Raw genomic sequence first — 24,957 nt, 5'->3', positions numbered from 1 at the left:
CGAAGCACGTTATCCATGACTATTTCCCAGACTACGCGTATCGCGAGGACTTCCGTTCGGAGCATCCGGCTTGCAGTGCTACTGGTATGCGCAGGTGTGAGTACAGTGCAGCAGGTCCATGCGCAAGGGACGAATGCCGCAGCTCCCGCCGCACAGCAGGCACCGCGTATCTATCTCGCCGACGCGATCATCGCGGTGGTGAACAATGAAGTAATTACTCGCCAGGAACTTGTGGATCGCCTGCGGATGGTGGAGCGGCGCATGCGGAACCAGGGGATTGCATTGCCGCCGCAGGCCGAGTTCCAGCGTCAGCTGCTCGAGCGCATGATCGTCGATCGCGCGCAAATGCAGCTGGCAAGAGAATATGGCATCCGCGTTGACGATACCATGCTAGACCGTGCGATCGCGCGCATCGCGGAACAGAACAAGATGTCGATGCAGCAGTTCCGTGCCGAACTGGAGCGGGAGGGAACGTCATTTGCGCAGTTTCGCGAGGAGATTCGCGAAGAGATCACCATGCAGCGTCTGCGCGAGCGGGAAGTCGACAACAAGATCCAGATCACCGAATCCGAAGTCGACAATTACCTCGCGGCCGAAAAGAACTCGGCACAGGCCCAGCAGGAATTCAATGTCTCGCACATCCTGGTGCGCATTCCTGAGAATGCCACGGCAGAACAGATTGCCGAGCGGCGCAAGCGTGCAGAGGCGGCGTATCAGGAATTGCAGGCTGGCGGGGACTTCGCCAAGCTGGCCGCGACCTATTCGGATGCAACCGATGCGCTTCGCGGCGGCGACCTCGGATGGCGTGGTCAGGATCGCCTGCCGCAGCTGTTTCTAGACACGATCGCCAACATGAAACAGGGCGACATCTCACCGATCGTCAAAAGCGCGAACGGCTTCCACATCCTGAAGCTGGCAGGCAAGCGCAGCGCCAGTGTGCTCAAGACCGGGGCGCCGACATCGGTGCAGCAGACACATGTGCGTCATATCCTGATCAAGACTAACCAGTTCGTGACACCGGCGGACGCGAAGCGCAAGCTGACCGAATTGAAGCAGCGCCTGGATAACAATGCGGCAAAGTTCGAGGAGCTGGCGAAGTTGTTCTCCAATGACATGTCCGCCTCAAAGGGTGGCGATCTTGGATGGATTTACCCAGGCGATACGGTGCCGGAATTCGAGCGTGCAATGGATGCCTTGCAGCCGGGGCAGGTCAGCGAACCTATCGAGTCGCCCTTCGGATTCCACCTGATTCAGGTGCTGGAACGCAAGCAGGATGATGTTTCACAGGAGCGCCAGCGAATGATTGCGCGCCAGGCGATTCGCGAACGCAAGCTGGAAGAGGCGACACAGGACTGGTTGCGCCAGCTGCGGGATCGTGCCTATGTCGAGTACCGTTTTGATATCGGCGATGCGCGCTAGACCTACCATTGCCATTACCTGTGGCGAGCCGGCCGGAATTGGCCCGGAGATTTCGATCGAGGCGGCATGGGAGTTGCGAAGCAGCGTCAACAGCGTGTTGATTGGCGACGCAGCATTGCTGTCAGTAACAGCATCAGAAATTGACCCTGCCATCCGGCTCGTCGCCATTTCCACTCTCGCGCTGCGCAACAGCGGCCTGCCGCAGCTTCCGATTGGTCAAGTCCCGGTTATCGATTGTCCGCTGGCCGAGCCTGCGATTCCCGGCAAGCTCGATACCCGTAACGGGCGTGCCGTGTTGCAGACGCTGGACGTTGCCATCCGCGGAGCGGTGGAAAAGAAGTTTGATGCCATCGTGACTGCGCCTCTGCAAAAGAGCACGATCAATGACGCCGGAGTGCACTTTACCGGGCACACCGAATACCTGGCCGAAAAGACCGGAACCGCACAGGTCGTGATGATGCTCGCCGGCGGCGATCCCTTGCTGCGTGTCGCGCTGGCGACTACCCATTTGCCCTTGAAGGATGTGCCGGCCGCGATTACCGTTGATGGGCTCATGCGCACGATCGAGATCGTGCATCAGGATCTGCGGCAGAAGTTCGGACTGTCCGAGCCGCGCATACTGGTCACCGGCCTGAATCCGCACGCAGGGGAGGGCGGATATCTCGGGCGTGAAGAGATCGACGTCATCACGCCTGTGCTGCAAGCAGCTCAGGCGAAAGGCATTGATGCCACGGGGCCCTATCCCGCCGACACACTGTTCCAGCCCAAGTACCTGAAGCATGCCGATTGCGTACTGGCGATGTACCACGACCAGGGGCTGCCGGTATTGAAGCATGCAAGCTTTGGACGTGGCGTCAATATTACGCTCGGCTTGCCGATCATCCGCACCTCCGTCGATCATGGCACTGCACTCGACCTTGCCGCTGCGGGTCTCGGACGTGCCGATCATGGCAGCATGATCGAGGCGATCCGCGTTGCAGCACAGATGGCTGCGGCGTCTTCACAAGCGAACTGACTCAATGAAACACATTCCCCGCAAACGCTTCGGCCAGAACTTCCTGACCGATCAGTCGGTGCTGTACGACATCATCCGCGCCATTGATCCGCAGCCGGATGATGTGATGGTCGAGATCGGCCCCGGCCTTGCCGCGATGACGCGCCTGTTGCTGGATTCGCTCAAGCAGCTCCACGTGGTGGAACTCGACCGGGACCTGGTTGCGCGGCTCAAGAAGAATTTCGACCCGGCTCGCCTGATCATTCATGAAGGTGACGCGCTGCAATTCGATTTCGCATCAATTCCGGTGCCGCCGGAACGCAAGCTGCGAGTCGTTGGCAACTTGCCGTATAACATTTCCAGTCCGCTGCTGTTTCATCTGGCACAGATCGCTCCGCAAGTGCATGACCAGCATTTCATGCTGCAAAAGGAAGTGGTCGAGCGCATGGTGGCGGAACCAGGCGGCAAAGCATACGGCCGTCTGTCTGTCATGCTGCAATGGCGCTATCACATGGATTTACTCTTCATCGTGCCGCCCACAGCATTCGACCCGCCGCCACAAGTCGATTCCGCCATTGTCCGCATGATCCCGATTGCGCAGCCGCTGCCATGCGATGCAGGAAAGCTGGAAAAGGTCGTGACAAAGGCCTTCTCGCAGCGACGCAAGGTAATCCGGAATTGCGTTGCCGGCATGTTCAGTGAGAGCGACCTGCTCGATGCCGGTATTGATCCGCAAGCGCGACCGGAAGCCGTGCCGGTGGAGCAGTTCGTTGCGCTCGCGAATCGGCTTTGATCCGGCCAACTAAACCAGTCCGAACCACCCCAGCAGCGCACCTGCACCGAGTAGCCACAGCAGATGCAGTCTGGTGCGCCAGACAATGATCGCGGAAACCAAAGTCAGCAGCCACAGGCGCCAGTCGCTGTGGAGGTCGTTGTTGGCACTGGTCAGGATCCAGCCGGTAGAGATCAGCAAACCGATCACGATCGGCGACATGCCCAGTTTGAATGCGCGCACCGCACGCAGGCTGCGATTGCGGTGCCCCCATTGTGCCGCGATGAACGTCAATGTCGTGCTGGGCAACAGGATGCCGAACATCGTAACCAGCACGCCGAACATTGCCATCGTGATGCTGCCGCTGTTAAGGCCAACTTGCCACCCCATCAATGCGACAAACAAGATGTTCGGACCGGGAGCCGCCTGCGCAATCGCAATCGATGCATTGAATTGTGGATCCGTCAGCCAGCGCTGCTCATCGACAAGATAGCGGTGCATCTCCGGTGCTGTCGAGATCGCGCCGCCAACGGAGAGCAGTGACAGCGAAAGATACTGCGTGAACAGATGCAGCCAGTCGCCCCACTCCATGTTGATGCCAAGTTCCGGATTCATGCTTTGAGCTTGCGATAGGCAAGTAAGCAAGCCACACCGCCGAGTACCGGAAGAACGTAGAGGAGCGGCAAGCGAAACAGCGCGATTGCTGCGAAACTGGCGATGCAGAATGCGATGCAGGCAGGCAAGCCAAGCGGGTTGGCCTTGAGCGTGCTCAGCGACCTCAGCCCCGCAGCGGTAATCAGGCCAGCCGCCACGGCGCCCATGCCCCGCAAGGCACCGGCGAGCCCGGGAAGATCGGCGTACTGCGCATACACCAAGGTCAACAGCAACACGATCACCAGCGGCAGGGTCAGCATGCCGGCCAGTGCAGCAAGTGCGCCGGGCAGGCCAAAATAACGACCGCCGATCATTAATGACAAATTGACGACATTCGGCCCCGGCATGATTTGCGCGACTGCCCATTCCTCCACAAACTCTTCGCGCGTCATCCAGCGCTTCTTCTCGACCAGCTCGTGCTGCACGATGGCCAGCACGCCACCGAAGCCTTGCAGGGCCAGCAACGTGAAGGACAGGAACAGGTCGGTGAGGGATTGCGGCCGCGGCCGGTTTTGCGGAACGGGGGAAGTCATGAAGCAGTCTGCATGGATAAATCAGGCCCTCAGGCGGGCAGCGTCGGTCAAGCGGATGCGCGCTCGATCAGCTCGATCTTGTAGCCGTCAGGATCCTGCACGAAGGCGATCACGGTGCTGCCACCTTTGACGGGGCCGGCTTCACGTGTAACAACGCCGCCCTCTGCCTTGACCTGTTCGCAGGTTTTGTACGCATCTTCCACCGCAATGGCGATATGGCCGTAGGCCGTGCCGAGTTCGTACTTGTCGACGCCGTAGTTGTAGGTCAGTTCAAGCTCCGCATGGTCCGGATTCGTACCGTAGCCGACAAACGCGAGTGTGTATTGTTGCTCGGGGCGGTCGGTGGTGCGGAGCAGTTTCATGCCGAGCACCTTGGTGTAAAAGTCGATGGAGCGTTGCAGGTCGCCGACCCGCAGCATGGTGTGAAGAATACGCATGATTGTTTCCTTTTCTGGTTCAGAAGAGTGGGAGCAATTCCGGTCCGTTCTCGCGCAGGACCTTTCTGGCCGCCTGGAATTCAGGGAACACCGATTGCACCGTTGCCCAGAAGCGCGGGCTGTGATTCATTTCACGCAGATGCGACAGCTCGTGCGCAACGACATAGTCGATCATCGGTAACGCAAAGTGGATCAGCCGCCAGTTCAGTCGGATCTTGCCTTCAACCGTGCAAGATCCCCATTGCGTGCTGGCTGAGGACAATGCGAAGGAGCGGTAGCTGACGCCAAGTTTTTCGGCATACACCGGCAGGCGTTCAGCGAAGATGCGTTTCGCTTCGAGCTGCAGCCATCCTTGCACCCGGTCCTTCAGTTGTTGTTCCGCTGCGTCGGGCGGGAGGCTGACCCTCAGTTCACGCAGATCGGCGTCATACATGATGCCGATCGACTGCGCAGCAAGAATGCGCAGCGTGATATCAGTGCCGAGATACGGGAGTGTCGCCCCGTCGCGCCATTGCATATGCGGCTGCAGGCGGCGCGCCGAACGCTCGCGGCGTTCGTTCAGCTTGGTCAGGATCCAGCGCTGCTTCTCCCGGATCGCATTTTCAATTTCGGCAATCGGAACCCATCTTGGTGCGGTAATGCGCAGGCCGTCTTCATCGATGAGGAATCCGATCGAGCGGCGCTTGGAGCGCAACAGGCGGTAATCCAGGATCAGGTCACGCAGATGGACGCGGCGGCGTCCGGGGTGTGCTTCACTGGGGTTGGGAGGGGACGGCTGCAAATACAGCGGTTCGCTGTGTCCTGCTGGATTTGTTCCCGGCACGTGACGCGGTGCCGGGAGGTCGCCTGCAGGCTGCGCAGAGGTTTCAGGCGCGAAGAAATCCAGCTGCAATGCAAGCTGTTGCGGATCAGGCGGAGTCTGGCGAAGCAGCTTCAATGGCGTCGGGGATGTGTTCTTTGGAGTAGATGCCGGGTGATGAAATCACGCGCATTTCCGATTCTATCCAATTTTCAACCTTCTGAAGCAGCTCGGCCGAAGTCAGGCCTTCCGGCGAGATCGGCTTGCCGATCGAGACCGTAATCAGCCCCGGTTTCTTGATGAAGGAATTCTTGGGCCAGCACTCACCAGCATTGACCGCCATGGGAACCACGAGGGTATTGGTTTCAATCGCGAGGCGTGTACCGCCGCCCTTGTACTTGCCTTTTTTCCCAACAAGCGAACGCGTCCCTTCCGGGAACATGATGATCCACTGGCCACCGGCGAGACGTCTTCTGCCTTGTTCAACCACATGCGCAAAGGCGTCCCTGCTCTTGCTGCGGTCGATCGGGATCATGCGCAGCAGGGCGAGGCCCCATCCGAAGAACGGGATATACAGAAGCTCTTTCTTGAACACATAGACCAGCGGGCGCGGCATCGCGTACAGGTAGAAGATGGTTTCCCACGCAGACTGATGCTTCGACAGCAGAATTACCGGCGCATCCGGCAGGTTTTCCCAACCCTTGATTTCGTAGCGTACGCCGCAGATAACCTTGCAGGCCCAGATGACGAACCGGTTCCAGCAGGAGGTGAAGCGATAGCGTTGATTGTAGGGCAGTGGCGCCACCAGGAAGCACAGCGGCACCCAAATCAGTGTTGCGATGATTGTCAGCGAGACAAACAGCAGTGAACGCAGGAACAAGGTGATGCTAGACATCGAATCTCCAGAAATAAATAAGGGGGGCGCGGATTCACGCTGCTGCGGGCACGTCTGCGTCCGCTTTCAAGAGATGGTCCACGACGGCGGCCAGGTCCTTGTGCACCGTCGTGCCGGGAGGAAGGCCGCCTTTGGTGCGGGTCTTTTCGCCTTTGCCGGTCAAGACCAGATAGGGAGTGCATCCCGTAACAAAGCCGGCCTGCAGGTCGCGCAGGGAGTCGCCGACGGTCGGCACACCTTTGAGGCTGATGTCGAAACGCTTTGCAATCTCCTGCAGCATGCCGGGTTTAGGTTTGCGGCAATCGCAATTGTCATCCGCCGCATGGGGACAGAAGAAGATGGCATCGATATCGGCGCCAACACGCTGCGCCGCCGTATGCATCTTCTGGTGGATGGCATTGAGCGTGACGATATTGAACAGGCCGCGTGCAATGCCTGACTGGTTGGTTGACACGATCACGCGGTAACCAGCCTGGTTGAGGCGGGCAATGGCCTCAAGCGAGCCAGGGATCGGCACCCATTCGTCCGGGGACTTGATGAATTGGTCGGAGTCGTGATTGATGACGCCGTCCCGGTCCAGGATGATCAGCTTCATGGTCGAATCCATCTTCAGGTTCATGCCAGTCCAAAACTTAAACAGCGAGCTTCGAAATATCGGCCACCCGGTTCATCATGCCGTGCAGGTCAGATAACAATGCAATGCGGTTATTGCGCAACTGTTCGTCCTCGGCCATCACCATCACGTCATTGAAGAAGGCGTCGACGTTGTCGCGCAGATGCGCCAGCGTTTTCAGGGTGCCGGTAAAGTCGCCTTTTGCGAAGGCGGCATCGACTTGCGGCTTCAGCTGGGTCATCGCGGAATACAGGCCTTCTTCAGCCGATTCTTTCAGCAGGCCTTGTTGCACTGCCACACCCGCGGCTTCGGCCTTCTTCAGGATATTGGTGATGCGCTTGTTGGCGGCAGCAAGCGATTCGGATTCGGGCAGCGCGGCGAATGCCTTGACTGCATCGAGCCGCTCGATGATGTTGTCCAGGCGGTCCGGATTCTGCGCGACGACGGCTTCGATCTCGTTCGGTGCAAAACCGCGCTCACGCAGCAGGCCGCGCAGGCGGTCCAGCATGAAGTTCGTGACTTCGGCGGTAGAGTCCTTGAAGTTCGCATTGCCGGAAAACAGTGTTGCTGCATCCTGCAGCAAGGCATTCAGCGACAGCGGCAGGCGCTTTTCCACCAGCATGCGCAGCACGCCGAGTGCATGGCGGCGCAGCGCAAAAGGATCCTTGTCTCCGGTCGGCTGCAAGCCGATGCCCCAGATGCCGACCAGTGTTTCGAGTTTGTCTGCCAGAGCAACGACAGTGCCGGTCTGCGTGGACGGCAACGCATCACCGGCGAAGCGCGGTTGGTAATGCTCGGATGCAGCCAATGCAACTTCTTCGTGCTCGCCGTCATGGCGCGCATAGTAAGTGCCCATGATGCCCTGCAACTCCGGGAACTCGCCGACCATGTCGGTCAGCAGGTCGGCTTTGGCCAGCAATGCGCCACGTTCGGCCAACTTCACGTCGGCATTCAGGCTCGCTGCAATCTTGCCAGCCAAGGCTTGGACGCGCTCGGTGCGCGCAGCCTGCGTGCCGAGCTTGTTGTGGTAGACGACGTTTGCCAATCCCGGCAGGCGGTCTGCAAGCTTCTTTTTCTTGTCCTGCTCGAAGAAGAATTTTGCGTCGGACAGGCGCGGGCGTACCACGCGCTCGTTGCCGCCGATGATGTGCTGCGGATCTGCAGTCTCCAGGTTCGACACGATCAAAAAGCGCGAACGCAGGCGGCCATGGGTATCGGTCAGGGCGAAGTACTTCTGGTTTGTCTGCATCGTCAGGATCAGGCATTCCTGCGGCACCGACAGGAAAGTCTCCTCGAACTTGCATTCGTAGACGACCGGCCATTCAACCAGCGCGGTGACTTCGTCGAGCAGGGATTCCGGCATCAGTACCTTGTCATGGCCGGCTTTTTCCAGCAACGAGGCACGGATGCGCTCCTTGCGTGCAATGACCGAAGGAATGACCTTGCCTTGCACTTCCAGCGTTGATGCATACGAATCGGCATTGGCAATAGCGATGTCCTGTTGCGACAGGAAGCGATGGCCGAGGGTCGCACGTCCAGCCGACAGGCCGAGGACTGCCACCGGCACCACGTCGCTGCCATGCAGTGCAATCAGCTTGTGCGCAGGTCGCACGAACTGCACAGTCGATCCATCCGGGCGCTGGTAGCTCATCACCTTCGGAATCGGTAGCTTCGGCAAGGTGTCTTCCAATGCAGCCTGCAAACCGCCGTGCAGCGCAGAGCCCGGTGCGGTGTAAGTGTAGAAGAAGCTCTCCGCCTTGCCGTCGGAGGCACGTTCGAGGTCCGTCAGTTTCAGGTGGGGGAAGCCGAGTGCGGCAAGCTTTTTCGCCAGCGGCGGCGTCGGATTGCCTTCCTTGTCGAGCGCGACGGAGACCGGCAGCACTTTTTCACGGATGGACTTGTCCGGCGATACGTCGCGCACCTTGGTGATCGAGACGGCCAGGCGGCGCGGCGTTGCATAAGCGGTTGCAACGGAATCGGCTTCGACGAAATCGCGCGATTTCAGGCCGTTGAAAATACCGGTAGCAAATGCTTCGCCCAGCTTGGCAAGCGCTTTCGGCGGCAGTTCTTCGGTGAGCAGTTCGACTAACAGTGTCTGGTTCATATTTTTGTCGTCGTTCCCTTGCAGGTGGGAATTCTGGGACTGTAGAGGTGTTAAACGTTGCCCGGTTATCAGGCGGCCTTGCGCGCATCCCCGCACATCGGGAAGCCCAGCTTCTCGCGCGAGTCGAAATACGCCTGCGCCACGGAGCGCGACAGGTTGCGGATGCGGCCGATGTAAGCAGCGCGCTCGGTCACGGAAATCGCGCCGCGTGCATCGAGCAGGTTGAAGGTGTGCGCTGCCTTCAGGATCATTTCGTAGGCGGGCAAGGCCAGCGGCACTTCCATCAGGCGCTTGGCTTCGGCTTCGTAGTTGCCAAATAGCGAGAACAGGAATTCGGTGTTCGAATGCTCGAAGTTGAAGGTCGATTGCTCGACTTCATTCTGGTGGAACACGTCGCCGTATGTCAGGCGTTTGGTCACACCATGCTCTTCCCATTCGGTCCAGACAAGGTCATACACATTCTCCACGCCTTGCAGGTACATTGCGAGGCGTTCGATGCCATACGTAATCTCACCGAGCACCGGCTTGCAGTCGAGGCCGCCGACTTGCTGGAAGTATGTAAACTGCGTGACTTCCATGCCGTTCAGCCACACTTCCCAGCCCAAGCCCCAAGCGCCCAGCGTCGGGTTTTCCCAGTCGTCCTCGACGAAGCGCACGTCGTTCTGCTTCAGGTTCAGCCCGAGTGCTTCCAGCGAGCCGAGATACAGGTCGAGGATGTTTTCCGGCGCAGGCTTCAGCACGACCTGGTACTGATAGTAATGCTGCATGCGGTTCGGGTTCTCGCCGTAGCGGCCGTCCTTCGGGCGGCGTGACGGCTGCACATACGCGGCACGCCACGGCTCGGGACCGATTGCGCGCAGGAAGGTGGCGGTGTGCGAGGTGCCGGCGCCGACTTCCATGTCGTAGGGTTGGAGCAGGGCGCAACCTTGCGCGTCCCAATACTCTTGCAGCTTCAGGATTACTTGTTGAAATGTCAGCATCGTGGCTTGCCTTCCCGCTGTGTGAGCAGGCGGAGGATGAATGATGGAAATTCGCTAAAGCCCTAGATTTTAGCGGTTTTTCATGGGCTTATGCGGATTGCGGCGGCTATAAAACCAAGCGGCGCCGAGCGTCAGAAAGGCCAGGCCAACCACCACTGCGTTGCCGTACTGGCCATAGGGTGTCAGCCCCGAGAAGCCTTGGACCGTGGTCGATATCTCGCCGAACTCGAAGGGACGCAGCTGTGCAAGGATTTCGCCCTTCGGCCCGACGACTGCAGTGGCGCCGGTATTCGTGGCGCGCAGCATCGGGCGACCGGTTTCAATGGCGCGCATCTGAGAGATTTGCAGGTGTTGCGGTACCGCCACCGAATCACCGAACCACGCGATATTGGACATGTTCAGCAGGATGGTTGCCTGCGGGCGGCCGGCAGCACGGCCGCCGGCGAGTTGCGCAGCGATTTCTTCCCCGAACAGATCCTCATAGCAGATGTTCGGCAGAACCCATTGATCGCGCACGGCAAACGGTTCTTGCAACAGATTGCCACGGGTGAAGTCGCCCAGCGGGATTTTCATCATGTCAACGAACCAGCGTGCGCCGAGGGGAATGAATTCGCCAAAAGGCACCAGGTGGTGCTTGTCGTAGCGGTAGGTTTTTGTTTCGGGGGATGGGGAGATGCCGATTGCGCTGTTCGCATACTGCCTCGGGCCGTCACTGATCGGGATGCCAAGCATCAGGTGGCTCTTTGACTTCTGCGCAAAGTTCGACAACAGGCCCATATAGTCCGGTGGAAGCTGGCTGGACAGGAGCGGTATGGCGGTTTCCGGCGTGGCGATCAGGTCCGCCGGTTTGGCCTTGATCATGTCGTGGTACAGGCCGAGCGTCGTCTGGATCTGCTCCGGCTCGAACTTCAGATCCTGCGGAACATTGCCCTGCAGGAGGCGTACCGAGATCGGCGCGCCGCTGGGCTGTGTCCAGTGAATCGTATTCAGCCCTGCTCCTGAGGCAAGCAGTACGACGGCGATACTCACGGGAATTTTTCGAGCCGGAAGCAGGGCGATGCAGCCCGCAATCAGCGCAGCCACCCACGCGACGCCATAAACGCCGATGACCGGTGCAAATCCGGCAAGCGGTCCCTCGGTATGGGCGTAGCCCGAGCTCACCCATGGGAAGCCGGTCAGGAACCATCCGCGCGACCATTCTGCGAGCGTCCACATTGCGGGGAGAATCAGCAATGCTGCCACGGTTGCCGAGGCGGACCAGCGTTGTCTGAGCCAGGTGCTTCCTCCCATTGCAAGCGCGGCGAACCCGCCCAATACGGATGCCAGAAGAGCGACAGCGACGATCGCCATCCAGCTTGGCAAGCCACCATAGCGGTGCATGCTGATGTACAGCCAGTGCACGCCTGCAGCAAGCCAGCCGAAACCATAGGCCCAGCCGACGAATGCGCTGTAACGGACCGAATCCTGACGCAATACGAGCCAGAAAAGCAGGGCCAGCAGTGCAATCTGCAGCGGCCATGCGCCGAAGGGGGCAAATGCCAGCACGTTTGCCGCACCGGCGGCAAGGGCGAACAGAATGGAGCGGGATAGGGAAAGGCGAATAGTCACGCAGTCGGTCTTTTTCTGGTTTTTGTTCTAGCCTGAATATTCCGGCTGCGCAGCGTGTCGGAAACGTTGCCGGCGGAGGAGGGCTGCCGGCCCGTATTCACCACATTACGATGCAACCTGGAGGCTTTGCTCGGAGAGCTTTTCTACCATCAGCACATGGACTTGCCGTGCGTCGGCGCGCAGCACTTCAAAGCGCATGTTGCCGATGTCGAACACGTCTCCCTTGTGCGGCACACGCCCGAGGTGATTGGCGACCAGGCCACCGATCGTATCGACATCGTCATCCGAAAAATCGGTGCCGAGGATCTCATTGAACTGTTCGATTTCAGTCAGTGCCTTGACGCGCCAGCGCAGCCTGTTTCCGCTGTCGCGGATCGGCAGGATATTATCCGCGTCGTCGTCGAGGTCGTACTCGTCTTCGATATCGCCGACGATCTGCTCGAGGACATCCTCGATCGTGACCAGTCCGGATACCCCGCCGTATTCATCGACAACGATCGCCATGTGGTTGCGGTTGGCGCGGAAGTCGCGCAGCAGCACGTTGAGATGCTTCGATTCCGGGATGAAGATCGCCGGGCGCAGCATGGCGTGTACGTCGAACGCCTCATCTGCGTAGTGACGCAGCAGGTCCTTTGCCAGCAGGATGCCGACGACCTTGTCGCGGTCGCCTTCCACCGCTGGGAAACGCGAGTGCGCTGTCTTCAGCACAAGCGGCATCCACTCCTCGATCGGCTTGGTCAGGTCGATCACATCCATTTGTGAGCGAGGGACCATGATGTCGCGGGCGGAGAGATCGGAGACCTGGAATACGCCTTCGATCATCGACAGCGCATCGGCGTCGATCAGGTTGCGCTCATGCGCTTCGTGCAGGATTTCCAGCAGTTCGGCGCGGTTTTCAGGTTCCGGGGAAATCAGTGCGGTCAGGCGTTCAAACAGGGACCGCTGGGGTTTGGTGTCAGAGTATTTGGCACCACTAGGGTGATCTTGCATATGGCGGGATGCCGTTGTTGGAGTCGGGTATAGCATACAACAAATGGGCGCCGAACCTCAAAGCTGGCGCCGCAAATTGCTCAAAATCTAACTTTCCGCGTAGGGATTCGGTTCGCCAAGGTCAGCCAGAATCTCGATCTCGAGCTGTTCCATTTCGGTGGCATCCTCATCGCTCTCGTGGTCATAGCCTTGCGCATGCAGCACGCCATGCACGATCAGGTGCGCGGCATGCGATTCAAGCGTCTTCTTCTGTTCCGCCGCTTCGCGCTGCAGGACATCGGTGCAGAGGATGATGTCCGCCTGTGTCACCGGGCTGTCCTCATCCTCGGTATAGGCGAAGGTCAGCACATTGGTCGCGTAGTCCTTGCCGCGATAGTCCCGGTTGAGCGTTTGGCCTTCTTCCGCGTTGACGAAGCGAATCGTCAGTTCGGCGGGGGCAAACAAGGCAGCCTGCACCCAGCGACGCAACTTGTCGCGGGTAATGGTTTCTTTCAGGCGAGGATCCGGATACTGAACAGCGAGGGATAACTTATTTTTTTGCGGCATTTCTGGCTGCGGTGCTGGAAGCGGAAGTGGCTGCATCATAGGCATCGACGATGCGGGCAACCAAGGGATGGCGCACCACGTCTGCGCTGGTGAAGTGGGTGAACGCGATACCGCGTACCTTCTTCAAGATGTGGATGGCGTCGACCAGGCCGCTCTTCTGGGTGCGTTGCAAATCGATCTGCGTCACGTCGCCGGTGACGACGGCCTTGCTGCCAAAACCGATGCGGGTAAGGAACATCTTCATCTGTTCCGGCGTGGTGTTCTGCGCTTCGTCAAGGATGATGAAGGCATGGTTCAGCGTGCGGCCGCGCATGTAGGCCAGCGGGGCGATTTCGATGACTTGCTTCTCGAACATCTTCTGCGTGCGGTCAAAGCCGAGCAGATCGTACAGCGCATCGTACAAGGGGCGAAGGTAAGGATCGACTTTCTGTGTCAGGTCGCCGGGCAGGAAGCCGAGGCGTTCACCCGCTTCGACAGCCGGCCGCGTCAGGACAATGCGTTTGACCGCATCGCGCTCCAGTGCGTCGACAGCGCAGGCAACGGCGAGATAGGTCTTGCCGGTACCGGCGGGGCCCACGCCAAACGTGACGTCGTGCTCGAGAATTGCCTTGAGATATTGATTCTGATGCGGCGTCCGTCCCCGCAAGTCGCTGCGGCGGGTCTTCAGCGCAGGTGCAGTATTGTCGTCCTCGGCATCTTCGTTGACCACTTCCGGCAGCGCTGCAGCATCTTTCTTTGTAGAACCTTTCTTCGGTTGCGCCCGCTTTTCAACGACCGCCAGTTGTACATCTTCTACCGCAATCGGCTTGTCCGCAATGTCATAAAACGTCTCCAGCAACTCCACCGCTTGCGGTGCATTGCTGCCGCTGACGACGAACTTCTCGCCGCGGCGAAAGATGGTCACGTCGAGCGCTGCGGATATTTGCCTGAGGTTTTCATCCATCGGACCGCAAAGGTGCGCAAGGCGCGTGTTGTCCACCGGGTCAGGGATGAAATGATGTGGTTGAGCGGGAATTTTTGTTTTCAAAATGAAGTGGGTTGTATCGCTTGAGATTCACTCTTTGATGACAAGTTCGCCACGCAGCGAATAGTGGTAGTCATCCACAATCTTCACGTCGATCATCTGCCCGATCAGGCGCGCCGCATGCGGGCCGCCGGGGAAATTGACGACACGATTGTTTTCTGTGCGGCCTTGCAGTTCCTGCGGGTCCTTTTTCGACGGGCCTTCCACCAGGATGCGTTGCGTGGAGCCGACCATCGCCTGGCTGATTTTTCGCGCATTCGCTTCGATCGCCGCCTGCAGATGTTGCAAGCGCTTGAGCTTCAGCTCCTGCGGAGTATCGTCTTCCAGATTGGCGGCCGGCGTGCCGGGGCGCGGGCTGAACACGAAGCTGAAACTGGCGTCAAAGCCGATGTCGTCAATCAGCTTCATCATTGCATTGAAATCCGCTTCGGTCTCGCCGGGGAAGCCGACGATGAAATCGCTCGCAATCGAGATGTCAGGACGCACTTCGCGCAGCCGCCGGATCACGGATTTGTATTCCAGCACGGTATAGCCGCGCTTCATTGTCATCAGGATACGGTCAGAGCCGTGCTGCACCGGCAAATGCAGGTGGTTGACCAGCTTCGGCACCTTGGCGTAGGCGTCGATGAGGCGCTGCGTGAATTCCTTCGGATGGCTGGTCGTGAAGCGGATACGCTCAATACCCGGGATGTCGGCGACGTATTCAATCAGAAGCGCGAAGTCGGCAATTTCGCCGTCAGCCATCGCACCGCGATAGGCATTGACGTTCTGGCCGAGCAGCGTCACTTCCTTCACGCCTTGCGCCGCGAGGCCGGCGACTTCGGTCAGTACGTCATCGAAGCGGCGCGACACTTCTTCGCCACGGGTATAAGGTACGACGCAGTAGCTGCAGTATTTGCTGCAACCCTCCATGATCGATACGAATGCCGTCGCGCCTTCGACGCGGGCCGGCGGCAGGTGATCGAATTTTTCGATTTCCGGGAAGCTGATGTCGACTTGCGCGCGGCCTGTTGTGCGGCGCTGGCTGATCAATTCCGGCAGGCGGTGCAGGGTTTGCGGACCGAACACGACGTCGACATACGGCGCGCGCTTGACGATCGCCTCGCCTTCCTGCGACGCGACGCAGCCGCCGACACCGATTACCAGGTCCGGTTTGGTGCGCTTGAGTTCACGCAGGCGGCCGAGATCGGAAAATACCTTCTCCTGGGCTTTTTCACGCACGGAACAGGTGTTGAGCAGAATGACGTCGGCATCTTCCGGCGTCTCCGCCTTGACAACGCCTTCGGCCGCATTGAGCACGTCTGCCATTTTGTCCGAGTCGTACTCGTTCATCTGGCAGCCGAAGGTCTTGATAAATACTTTTTTGGGCATCTACTTCTACTTACTGGGAAAGGCTGTTCGTTTGTTTCTTGAGGGGCTTGCTCGCCTCTTCGGCCGTCAGGATCCACACGCGATCGATTTTCCCCTGCGCATCCTCGGTGTAATTCACGACGAGGTTAGTGCCGCGTATCGCGGCCGGCATTTCAATCAGGTTCCTCTGGTTCCAGATGCGTGCGCCGGGAGAGAGATGGCGCACCTTGCCCTCGATCACGACTTCCGGATGTGCCGCTGGCGACATCTTGCCGCGCTTGGCACTGGGCGGGAATGGGCGTTCGAATGCCGATGCGGGCAGTGCAACTGCCGCAGACAAAAACGCCATCAGGAAGAATCGACGCCACATCTTGCACCTCATATCGTCGCAAAAGTGCCGCGATCTGCGGCCAGATAAAGGGAAATTATGGGCGTTCAGCGGCAGGATCAAGCCTACGACACGGCATCGATGCAGCTTTGCTGCGCCTTGCTTGCTTGGTCACGTCAAGTGACGGATGAGCCGGAAAATTATACCATCCGGCCCCAATGCGACATTTGAAGTTGCAAACCTGCAATAACCTCGCCAATAGTAATCGTACTGAAGTGGCATGGATGGATGAAATCCGGCCAACAAAAACAAAATGGGTTACGAGATTCCCCGTAACCCATCGATGTCTGGTGGTGATAGGTGGACTTGAACCACCGACCCCAGCATTATGAGTGCTGTGCTCTAACCAGCTGAGCTATATCACCAAAATAGCCCTCAATTATGGTGCGATTAGTTACGGCTGTCAAGAGATGTTGGGTCGAGAGTAATGCCCACAACTGTTTTAGGATGTCACGCGACCCGGTTATGTCGCCGCCCGATTGACCTGTTCGAGGACAAGTGCAGTGGCATTGCGGTCCAGGCAATCGATCACGATGCGCTCGGGCATGGAGCGCAGCCAGGTTAGTTGTCTTTTTGCTAGTTGTCTTGTCGCCGCGATGCCCTTCTCGCGCAAGGTCGCGAAGTCGTACGCGCCGTCCAGGAATTCCCACGCCTGCCGGTAGCCGACGCAGCGTATCGATGGCAGCCCGGGATGCAGGTCGCCGCGGGCGCGGAGCATCTCCACTTCTTGCAACAAGCCGCCGCCGGCCTGATCGAGCATGGCGTCAAAGCGAACGGCAATGCGCTCATGCAGCACGCCACGGTCGGAAGGCTCGAGCGAGAGCGGGAGCAGGTCGAACGGCAGTTCCGGTCTCGGCGCTTTTGCCAGCAGTTGCGACATCGGCTGGCCGGTCAGCGCATAAATCTCCAGTGCGCGTTGAATACGCTGGGAGTCATTGGGTTTCAGGCGTGCCGCGGTCGCAGGATCGATGTCAGCGAGTCTGGCGTGCATGGCAGGCATGCCGATTTCAGCCGCCTCCTTGTCCAGGCGGGCACGGACTTCTGCATCTGCCTGAGGCAAGTCGTCCAGCCCGTCGCGCAGCCCTTTGAAGTACAGCATGGTGCCGCCGACCAGCAGCGGCAGTTTGCCGCGTTGTGCGATCTCGGCGATCAGTCGCAGCGCGTCTTCGCGGAACTGCATCACGGAGTAGGCGTCGAGCGGATCGATGATGTCGATCAGGTGATGCGGCACGCTGGCACGTTCTTCTGCGGTCGGCTTGGCGGTACCGATATCCATGCCACGATACACGAGGGCTGAGTCGACCGAGATGATCTCCGACGGGATATGACGAGCCACTTCCAGTGCGGCGGCGGTTTTTCCTGAGGCGGTCGGTCCCATGATGGTGACCGCCAGCGGCAATTGAGGCTTTCGGGCGGAAACGATCACAGGTTACTGTCCGCGCAGGAAGAGTTTGTCGAGATCGGACAGGGCGAGCTGCACCCAGGTCGGTCGGCCGTGGTTGCACTGGTCGGCGCGTTCGGTCGCTTCCATCTGGCGCAGCAACGCGTTCATTTCCGGCAACGTCAGCGCGCGGTTCGCGCGCACGGCAGTGTGGCATGCCATGGTCGCGAGCATTTCATTGCGGCGCTCTACCAGGACACGCGAGCCGCCGAACTCGCGGACATCGCGCAGCACATCACGTGCGAGAGCCTGGACATCGGCATTCTTTAACAAGGCAGGAACGGCGCGCACGGCGAGCGTGGTCGGGGAAAGAGCGCTGATGTCAAAGCCCAGCGCCAGCAGTGCATCCCGGTTCTCGACGGCGGTACCAACCTCGACTGCGTCGGCGTAGAACGTGACCGGTATCAGCAAGGGCTGCACCTGCATTGCATTGTCGTCCAGCGCATTCTTCAGCTGTTCGTACAGGATGCGCTCATGCGCAGCATGCATATCGACCAGTACCAGCCCCTTCTTGTTTTGGGCGAGGATGTAGATGCCATGGAGTTGTCCGAGGGCGAAACCAAACGGGAATTCCTCCTCGGGGAGTACTGCGGCCGCGTTTGCGCTTGCACCGGATACTTCCGGTGGAATGCCGGACCAGGTGTTCGTTGCGGATGCGGACGCCACATCGGAAAACAATGCGCCGTACGCCGCCGTTGTCTGCTCGACTCCAAAGCCGCCGGCAAATTGTGACGCGAATGAGGTCTGCTGCTGTGGCTCGCGAATCCACGGCAGTGGACCGGACGATGCAGGCGTGACGGGAGATGCGGGTGCCGAAGCGTCGATCGACACGGCAGCGGTTTGTGCGAGCGCTCGGCTGACGGCATGAAAGACGAACTGGTGCACGGCACGGCTGTCACGAAAACGCACTTCGATCTTCGAGGGGTGCACATTCACGTCGACAAGCGCCGGGTCGAGATCGAGCGCCAGCACATACGAGGGGTAGCGGTCGCCATGCAGGACATCCTGGTAGGCGGAGCGCACCGCATGCGTGAGCAGCTTGTCGCGCACAAAGCGCCCGTTGACATAAAAGTACTGTGCATCGCCACGTGCCTTGGATGCCGTCGGCAAGCCGACAAAGCCATGCAGCCGCAACGGTCCTGCGGTTTCGTCCAGCGGCAGACGTGCGCCCGCGAACTCCGTGCCTAGGATGTGTGCGCTGCGCTTGTCGACTGCGCTGGCATTCCAGTGGTCGATCGTCTTGCCGTTATGTGACAGCGAAAAGGCGACGTCCGGGCGGGACAGCGCAACGCGGCGCACCACCTCGGCACAGTGGCCGAACTCGGTTTGCTCGGATTTCAGGAACTTGCGTCGGGCCGGCGTATTGAAGTACAGGTCGCGCACATCGACTGTCGTGCCGGGCGCGCCGGAAGATGGCACGACCGGGCGGCTCTGATCACCCGAAATCTCCCAGGCATGCGCAGCGTCATGCGTGCGGGAGGTCAGCGTGAGCTGGGCGACGGATGCGATGGAGGCCAGCGCCTCGCCGCGGAAGCCGAGGGTGCCGACGTTTTCCAGGTCGACCAGCGACGCAATCTTGGAAGTGGCATGGCGCGCCAGCGCGAGCGGCATTTGCTCGGGCGGGATGCCGCGGCCGTTATCGGTAATCGCGATGCGTTTTACCCCGCCTTCCTCGATGCGCACGGTGATGTGCGTTGAGCCGGCGTCGAGCGCGTTCTCGAGCAGCTCCTTGACGACGGCGGACGGCCGGTCGACAACCTCGCCGGCGGCAATCTGGGAAATGAGCTGGTCGGAAAGCGCCTGGATCGGGCGGGCGGGAAATTGCGGCATATTCATGCGCGGATTATACCGCCGCGGGCTTGTTCGACCTTGTGCGTCAAGAAGGCTGGACGCGGGCGTTTCTCTCGTGCGCAAGCCGAGGAAACCCTTAAACAAGGTTCTGTTTCAGAGGTGTTAACGAGATTGTTCCATCTCGCAATGCAGCGCAGAACGCAGTGTATGATGGCGCCCGAAACTTACTGGAGAACGAATGGACTTCACGGAATTCGTCGGCATGGTTTTGCATGTCGACAAATATCTCGGCCCCTTCATCGCGGAATACGGCACGCTGGTGTATGTGCTCCTGTTCGCAATCGTTTTCTGCGAGACTGGATTGGTGATCCTGCCATTCCTGCCGGGTGATTCGCTGCTGTTCATTGCTGGCGCCTACTGCGCCACGGGCGCGATGAACATCTGGCTGTTGATGGGATTGCTGCTGGTGGCGGCGATAAGTGGCAACACGGTCAACTATTGGATCGGCCGCATGATCGGCTATAAGGTCTTCACGCATGACTACAAGTGGCTCGACAAGAACGCGCTGCGCAAGACGCACGCGTTCTATGAACACCACGGCGGCAAGACCATCGTCCTTGCCCGTTTCGTTCCTGTGGTGCGTACCTTCGCACCATTCGTGGCAGGCGTGTCGGAGATGACGCTTGCCAAGTTCCAGTTCTATAACATGATCGGCGCGCTCGCCTGGGTAGTTGGGTTGGTGGTCGCCGGCTATTTCTTTGGCAATATCCCGCTCATCCGCAACCACTTGAACACGATCGTCCTCATCGGAGTCGGGGCGGCGGTAGTGCCCGTGGCGCTGGGTGCAATGTGGAAGCTTTCCAGCAGGGTCTTGAAGCGGAAAGCGTAGGGGAACAGGTGGGCCGGACCGATTCCGGTCCAGCCGTGCAGGAAGTGCCGAAGTCGCCGCTTATGCGGCGATTTTTGCAATGAGCCCCATGTCGGCGCCCGACATGAGCTTGTCGATGTCGACCAGGATCAGCATGCGCTGGTCGACCGTACCCAAACCGATCAGGTAATCCGTGTTCAGCGCAGTGCCCATTTCCGGCGCCGGCTTGATTTGCTCGGGCGACAGCGTAATGACATCCGATACGCTGTCGACCACCATGCCGATCACACGGCCGGCGACGTTGAGGATGATGACGACCGTGAACTGGTCGTAGGTCGGCGTGCCGAGATTGAGCTTGATGCGCATGTCGACGATCGGCACGATGATGCCGCGCAGGTTGACCACGCCCTTGATGAAGTCGGGCGCGTTGGCGATCTGTGTCGGCGTTTCGTATCCACGCAGCTCCTGCACCTTGAGGATATGGATCCCGTATTCTTCCTTGCCTAATGTGAAAGCGAGGAATTCGGTCGACGCGAGGTCGTGCTCGGCAGTGCCTGCAGATGGATTGACGGCGGTCGCTTGCATCATGGTGTGTCTCCTTTTGTCCGGACGCTGTCTTGCGGCGAGGTGCGCGCCTTACAGGGTTCGCACGGGATAGGTTATTTCTGCTGTGCAACAAAAGAGTAGCAGACTCTTCTTTGAAATGCGACAAGGCGCGTGGCAAACCCGCTCCAGCGCGTCTTTCTTCATTCCGGAAACTTGCGTGCGCGCGACAGGCTGTGAACAACGTGGCAAGCGAGCCGGACGCGGTATCGGGCAGCGCACGCCTGCGATCGGTACGCGGCGCACCGCAGGCCGCAATGTCGGCCTGCTCAGTAGGCGTTCAACAGCCTGCCACAACTAAAACTCTTCCCATTCCGCCTGGTCGGTCCCCGCCTTCATGGCCGGCGGCAGGGCGGCCTTTCCCATGCTTGTCCGACGCGCCGGCAAAGTCGGCGCAGTTGGTGTAGCTGGTGCAGCCGGTGTGGTGCGCGCAACAACAGGCTGAGACCGCGCAAGCGGCAGTCGAGAGGTGTTGGCACCGGGCAGCGGACTGCCCGATGCCAGTTTGAACACGTTGACCGCGCTCGACAGTTTGTGTGCCTGGTCCTGGAGTGAAGACGCGGCGGCTGCGGCCTGTTCCACGAGTGCGGCATTCTGCTGCGTCGCATTGTCCATCTGCACGATCGCCTGGTTGATCTGTTCAATGCCGGCTGTCTGTTCGTGGCTGGCGGCGGCGATTTCGCTGATGATGTCGGACACATGGCGGACGCTGGTCACGACTTCATCCATCGTGGCGCCCGCCTGGTCCACCAGTTTGGCGCCGACTTCCACCTTTTCCACGGAATCGTTGATCAAGCCTTTGATTTCCTTGGCGGCCGCAGCGGAGCGTTGCGCAAGACTGCGCACTTCCGTGGCCACCACAGCGAAGCCGCGCCCCTGTTCGCCGGCGCGTGCCGCTTCCACGGCGGCGTTCAGCGCAAGGATGTTGGTCTGGAACGCGATGCCATCGATAACGCCGATGATGTCGACGACCTTGCGTGAGGATTCATTGATCGAACCCATTGTCTCAACGACCTGCGACACGACGGAGCCGCCCCTGAGCGCGACTTCGGACGCCGTCGCAGCCAGCTTGTTGGCCTGCAGTGCGTTGTCGGCGTTGTGCTTGACTGTCGAGGTCAGTTCCTCCATCGAGGAGGCTGTCACCTGCAGCGTACTTGCCTGATCTTCGGTGCGTGAGGACAAGTCCATGTTGCCCGAAGCGATTTCATTGGAAGCTGTCGCCATGGTATCCGTGCCGGCACGGACTTCACTGACGATGCGTACGAGGCTCTCGTTCATGTCACGCAACGCCGATAGCAGCTGCCCGGTTTCATCGCGGGACTTGATCTCCACGGCCGTGCTCAGATCGCCTGCCGCCACACGGCGTGCTACGTCAACTGCGCCGAGCAAAGGCGTGGTAATGCTGCGAGTGACAAACCAGGCAATGAAGGCACCGCCCAGCAGCGCCGCTGCAGCCAGCGCCAGGGTCAGCATGAGTGCATTGGTGTAGGCGGCACCTGCTTCGGCAGCTGTCTGCTTGGCCAGTTTTTCCTGATGACGGATCATCTCGTCCATCGCCTCCAGCCAGGTGCGCTGGTGGGGGACGACGCTCGCAAGCAGCACCGGAATGACATCGCCCTGCCTGAGTGCCAGAGTGATGGCTTTGTTCACCCCGGTTGTGGTTGCCGTCTGGCCTGCAGCGATCCTGGCGAGCAGCTCCTTGCCCGTTGCATCCTTGATCATGCTGGTGAGCGTCGCATTGCTCTCCTTGTAAGCGGCGTTCGCTTCCTCTATTTGTTTGACTTCGGCATTGACTTCGTCCTCCTCCGTCATCACCGAGACATTGCGCACCCCGACCGCCACGCGCATGACGGCTTGGCGCATGTCATTGAGTTCCTTGATGACGACGTTGTTCTCATTGATGACCTTGTCCAGGCTCGCATGGATATTAGCCATTCGCGACAGGCTGACGGCCGCGAGCATGACGAGCAAGAGCAGCACGAGCCCGAAACCGAGGCCCAGGCGCGTGCCAATGCGCACATGGCGCAGGTTGGAAAGAAATTTCATGCTTATCCTTGTTGAGGGGCGCGTTCGGCAGCCCTTCAGCGTTGCGAATGTGCCAGCGGCACTAACCCGCGGGAAGAAAGAGCTCCGCCGTCAGGTTTGGAAGTGTCTGGCAATCAAAATGTTTCCTACAGGATACATTTTGCCGCATGCTCCTCTATGCTCACACTGGTATTTCTACGTAGTCATCTTGACAAGGAGCAGGCAATCAGTGGGGGAAGCGGCATGAGCAGGGCATGCAGCGTCTGCATCAGGTCATGCGGTTCTTGGCGAGGGGCGGGTTTTTCGCAAAGTACTTCCTGATGCCCTTCAGGACAGCTTCTGCCATGCGGTCCTGGTAATCATCGTCGGTCAGCTTGGCTTCTTCTTCAGGATTGGAAATGAACGCGGTTTCGATCAGGATGCTCGGGATGTCCGGTGCCTTGAGCACGGCAAAGCCGGCCTGCTCGACGGCGGCTTTGTGCAGCCGGTTGATGCCGCCGAGTTCGCGCAGCACGGCGCTGCCCACCTTCAGGCTGTCATTGATCTGCGCCGTGGTGGTCAGGTCCAGCAGCACACGGGCGAGCTGCCGGTCGTGCGTCTTGATGTTGACGCCGCCAATCAGGTCGGCGGCATTCTCCTTGTTGGCCAGCCAACGTGCCGCGGTGGAGGAGGCTCCTTTCTCGGACAGGACGAACACGGACGAGCCGCGTGCGGTAGCCTCGATCCAGGCATCGGCGTGAATCGAGATGAACAGGTCTGCCTGTACCTTGCGCGCTTTCTGTACCCTGACGTGCAGCGGCACGAAATAGTCGCCGTCGCGCGTGAGCATCACGCGCATGTTCGGCTGCTTCTCGATGCGTGCCTTCAGGCGCTTGGCAATCGCCAGCACCACATCCTTCTCGCGGCTGCCACGACGCCCGATGGCGCCGGGGTCTTCGCCGCCATGGCCGGGGTCGAGTGCGATGGTGATCATGCGTGTCAGGGCCGGACCCTTGCCATCCATCCTTGCGATCTGTTTGTCGGTCTCGTCTTCGTCGTCAGGAGCAGCGTCTGAATGGGCTGGGATCGGCGCCGCCCCAGCGTTGGCCAGCGGCGGCATGACGTCCCCCGGGGAATCGGTCGGCCACTCGCCGCTTTCGATCAGTGCAGCCAGCGGGTCACTCGGAAACTGGGGATACAGGTCGAAAATCAGGCGATGTCGATATTCGCCGACCGGCGCCAGCGTAAACACCTGCGGGTTGACTTCTTCCTTCAGGTCGAACACCAGGCGCACCACGTTCGGCCGGTTCTGGCCGACGCGCACCTGCTTGATGTACGGGTCATTCGGCGTGATCTTCGCCACCAGGTCCTTGAGGGTCGGGCTGAGTTCCAGGCCTTCGATATCGACGACCAGTCGCTCGGGATCCTTGACGATGAAGTGGCTGGTCTTGAGATCGCTGTCGTTCTCCAGCGTCACGCGGGTATAGTCGGCCGCCGGCCAGACGCGCACGGCGAGAATCTGGGCCGCGCGGGCCGGGACTGGTGCGAAGACGGAGAGAAGTAGGGTGCCGCCGGCTTTCAATATCGTGCGGCGTGATTTCGATCCGGATGTGGATCCCGCGATGGCGGTCACAAGTTCGGTGCGAATTTCAGACGATCGAGACATTGACTACCCTGGACGGACGATGCTTGTAATTCTATATCACGCCCATCGCCGGCAAGGCTTAGACGAACCTCAATGTCTGGCGCAGGCAACACCGGAACGGCCTTTTCCGGCCATTCGATGATGCAGATCGTGGCGCTGTTGAAGTATTCACGAAATCCGGCGTCGAGGAATTCTTCCGGACTGGCGAGGCGGTACAGGTCGAAGTGCATGATCTCGACCGGGTTGCCGGCGATGGTCACGGTGTACGGCTCGACCAGCGTATAGGTTGGACTTTTGACATGGCCTTCATGGCCGGCGGCATGCAGCAGGGAGCGGGTGAGCGTCGTCTTGCCGGCGCCGAGGTCGCCATGCAGGTAGATGGTCAGGCCGGGCGCGAGCGCGTGCGCCAGCGACGCGCCGAGCGCGGCGGTGCCGGCTTCATCATGGAGGTGTGTCTGAAAGTGCAGCATCTCTTAAAATGGCTTCTTTATTGGTGCAT

General features: G+C 59.7%; 24 protein-coding genes and 1 tRNA gene. 4 read left to right on the top strand and 21 right to left on the bottom strand.

The features are described 5' to 3' along the window. Positions 1–15 precede the first annotated feature (15 nt). The 3 genes from ACYVIA_RS13925 to rsmA are packed head-to-tail and all read left to right on the top strand — an operon-like array spanning position 16 to position 3,206. Positions 16–1,419, top strand: coding sequence for a peptidylprolyl isomerase (locus tag ACYVIA_RS13925; RefSeq protein WP_460841733.1), 1,404 nt, complete (start codon positions 16–18; stop codon positions 1,417–1,419). Beyond that, the gene (gene pdxA / locus ACYVIA_RS13920) at positions 1,409–2,434 is read left to right on the top strand and encodes a 4-hydroxythreonine-4-phosphate dehydrogenase PdxA (protein WP_460841731.1); all 1,026 of its coding nucleotides are present in this window, start codon (positions 1,409–1,411) and stop codon (positions 2,432–2,434) included. The genes ACYVIA_RS13925 and pdxA overlap by 11 nt, the downstream gene beginning before the upstream one ends. A 4-nt stretch (positions 2,435–2,438) precedes the next feature. Beyond that, a complete protein-coding gene (gene rsmA / locus ACYVIA_RS13915) occupies positions 2,439–3,206 on the top strand; it encodes a 16S rRNA (adenine(1518)-N(6)/adenine(1519)-N(6))-dimethyltransferase RsmA (protein ID WP_460841729.1) in 768 nt (255 codons plus the stop codon). Between the two features lie 9 nt (positions 3,207–3,215). On the opposite strand, the gene ACYVIA_RS13910 is transcribed toward rsmA, so the two are convergent. From ACYVIA_RS13910 to mutL, 17 genes are all read right to left on the bottom strand, one after another. Next, the gene (locus ACYVIA_RS13910) at positions 3,216–3,800 is read right to left on the bottom strand and encodes a chromate transporter (protein WP_460841726.1); all 585 of its coding nucleotides are present in this window, start codon (positions 3,798–3,800) and stop codon (positions 3,216–3,218) included. Beyond that, complete coding sequence (locus tag ACYVIA_RS13905) at positions 3,797–4,372, bottom strand: chromate transporter (protein ID WP_460841724.1); 576 nt, start codon at positions 4,370–4,372, stop codon at positions 3,797–3,799. The genes ACYVIA_RS13910 and ACYVIA_RS13905 overlap by 4 nt, the downstream gene beginning before the upstream one ends. Before the next feature lie 47 nt (positions 4,373–4,419). After that, the gene (gene gloA, locus ACYVIA_RS13900) at positions 4,420–4,809 is read right to left on the bottom strand and encodes a lactoylglutathione lyase (RefSeq protein WP_460841722.1); all 390 of its coding nucleotides are present in this window, start codon (positions 4,807–4,809) and stop codon (positions 4,420–4,422) included. 19 nt (positions 4,810–4,828) lie between these two features. Next, complete coding sequence (locus ACYVIA_RS13895) at positions 4,829–5,746, bottom strand: M48 family metallopeptidase (RefSeq protein ID WP_460841720.1); 918 nt, start codon at positions 5,744–5,746, stop codon at positions 4,829–4,831. Continuing rightward, complete coding sequence (locus ACYVIA_RS13890; RefSeq protein ID WP_460841718.1) at positions 5,718–6,503, bottom strand: lysophospholipid acyltransferase family protein; 786 nt, start codon at positions 6,501–6,503, stop codon at positions 5,718–5,720. The genes ACYVIA_RS13895 and ACYVIA_RS13890 overlap by 29 nt, the downstream gene beginning before the upstream one ends. A 34-nt stretch (positions 6,504–6,537) precedes the next feature. Further along, the gene (gene gmhB, locus ACYVIA_RS13885; protein WP_460841716.1) at positions 6,538–7,098 is read right to left on the bottom strand and encodes a D-glycero-beta-D-manno-heptose 1,7-bisphosphate 7-phosphatase; all 561 of its coding nucleotides are present in this window, start codon (positions 7,096–7,098) and stop codon (positions 6,538–6,540) included. A 37-nt stretch (positions 7,099–7,135) separates the two neighbouring features. Beyond that, entirely contained in the window at positions 7,136–9,220 is a 2,085-nt protein-coding gene (gene glyS, locus ACYVIA_RS13880; protein WP_460841714.1) for a glycine--tRNA ligase subunit beta, read from the bottom strand. A 68-nt stretch (positions 9,221–9,288) separates the two neighbouring features. Next, positions 9,289–10,200, bottom strand: coding sequence for a glycine--tRNA ligase subunit alpha (gene glyQ, locus ACYVIA_RS13875; protein WP_460841712.1), 912 nt, complete (start codon positions 10,198–10,200; stop codon positions 9,289–9,291). A gap of 69 nt (positions 10,201–10,269) precedes the next feature. Beyond that, positions 10,270–11,808 (bottom strand): apolipoprotein N-acyltransferase, encoded by a 1,539-nt coding sequence (gene lnt / locus ACYVIA_RS13870; RefSeq protein ID WP_460841710.1) that lies wholly within the window; start codon positions 11,806–11,808, stop codon positions 10,270–10,272. Between the two features lie 105 nt (positions 11,809–11,913). Next, entirely contained in the window at positions 11,914–12,798 is an 885-nt protein-coding gene (locus tag ACYVIA_RS13865; protein ID WP_460841708.1) for an HlyC/CorC family transporter, read from the bottom strand. 87 nt (positions 12,799–12,885) lie between these two features. Beyond that, complete coding sequence (ybeY, locus tag ACYVIA_RS13860) at positions 12,886–13,344, bottom strand: rRNA maturation RNase YbeY (protein WP_460841707.1); 459 nt, start codon at positions 13,342–13,344, stop codon at positions 12,886–12,888. Further along, positions 13,328–14,371 (bottom strand): PhoH family protein, encoded by a 1,044-nt coding sequence (locus ACYVIA_RS13855; RefSeq protein WP_460841705.1) that lies wholly within the window; start codon positions 14,369–14,371, stop codon positions 13,328–13,330. Before ACYVIA_RS13855 ends, ybeY begins: the two co-directional genes overlap by 17 nt. A 27-nt stretch (positions 14,372–14,398) precedes the next feature. Beyond that, positions 14,399–15,739, bottom strand: a complete 1,341-nt coding sequence (miaB, locus tag ACYVIA_RS13850) for a tRNA (N6-isopentenyl adenosine(37)-C2)-methylthiotransferase MiaB (RefSeq protein ID WP_460841703.1) — start codon at positions 15,737–15,739, stop codon at positions 14,399–14,401. Between the two features lie 10 nt (positions 15,740–15,749). Next, the gene (locus ACYVIA_RS13845; protein WP_460841700.1) at positions 15,750–16,088 is read right to left on the bottom strand and encodes a hypothetical protein; all 339 of its coding nucleotides are present in this window, start codon (positions 16,086–16,088) and stop codon (positions 15,750–15,752) included. A 306-nt stretch (positions 16,089–16,394) separates the two neighbouring features. Further along, positions 16,395–16,471 (bottom strand) — tRNA-Met (locus tag ACYVIA_RS13840). 98 nt (positions 16,472–16,569) lie between these two features. After that, a complete protein-coding gene (miaA, locus tag ACYVIA_RS13835; RefSeq protein WP_460841924.1) occupies positions 16,570–17,484 on the bottom strand; it encodes a tRNA (adenosine(37)-N6)-dimethylallyltransferase MiaA in 915 nt (304 codons plus the stop codon). 51 nt (positions 17,485–17,535) lie between these two features. After that, on the bottom strand, positions 17,536–19,383 hold the full coding sequence (gene mutL, locus ACYVIA_RS13830; protein WP_460841699.1) for a DNA mismatch repair endonuclease MutL: 1,848 nt from the start codon (positions 19,381–19,383) through the stop codon (positions 17,536–17,538). A 193-nt stretch (positions 19,384–19,576) separates the two neighbouring features. Here mutL and ACYVIA_RS13825 point away from each other — a divergent pair, with 193 nt between their 5' ends. Beyond that, positions 19,577–20,227, top strand: a complete 651-nt coding sequence (locus tag ACYVIA_RS13825; protein ID WP_460841697.1) for a VTT domain-containing protein — start codon at positions 19,577–19,579, stop codon at positions 20,225–20,227. A 60-nt stretch (positions 20,228–20,287) separates the two neighbouring features. Here the strand turns inward: ACYVIA_RS13825 and ACYVIA_RS13820 are convergent, their stop codons facing one another. The 4 genes from ACYVIA_RS13820 to tsaE form a co-directional block, all read right to left on the bottom strand. Next, complete coding sequence (locus ACYVIA_RS13820; RefSeq protein ID WP_460841922.1) at positions 20,288–20,791, bottom strand: chemotaxis protein CheW; 504 nt, start codon at positions 20,789–20,791, stop codon at positions 20,288–20,290. Positions 20,792–21,106: 315 nt separating this feature from the next. Continuing rightward, entirely contained in the window at positions 21,107–22,855 is a 1,749-nt protein-coding gene (locus ACYVIA_RS13815; RefSeq protein ID WP_460841695.1) for a methyl-accepting chemotaxis protein, read from the bottom strand. 247 nt (positions 22,856–23,102) lie between these two features. Next, positions 23,103–24,479 (bottom strand): N-acetylmuramoyl-L-alanine amidase, encoded by a 1,377-nt coding sequence (locus ACYVIA_RS13810; protein WP_460841694.1) that lies wholly within the window; start codon positions 24,477–24,479, stop codon positions 23,103–23,105. Next, complete coding sequence (tsaE, locus tag ACYVIA_RS13805) at positions 24,443–24,928, bottom strand: tRNA (adenosine(37)-N6)-threonylcarbamoyltransferase complex ATPase subunit type 1 TsaE (RefSeq protein WP_460841692.1); 486 nt, start codon at positions 24,926–24,928, stop codon at positions 24,443–24,445. Before tsaE ends, ACYVIA_RS13810 begins: the two co-directional genes overlap by 37 nt. Positions 24,929–24,957 lie beyond the last annotated feature (29 nt).

This window comes from Noviherbaspirillum agri, assembly GCF_054780595.1.
Note: the sequence above shows the minus strand (reverse complement) of the source record. Positions and strands in the feature narration are given on the sequence as shown.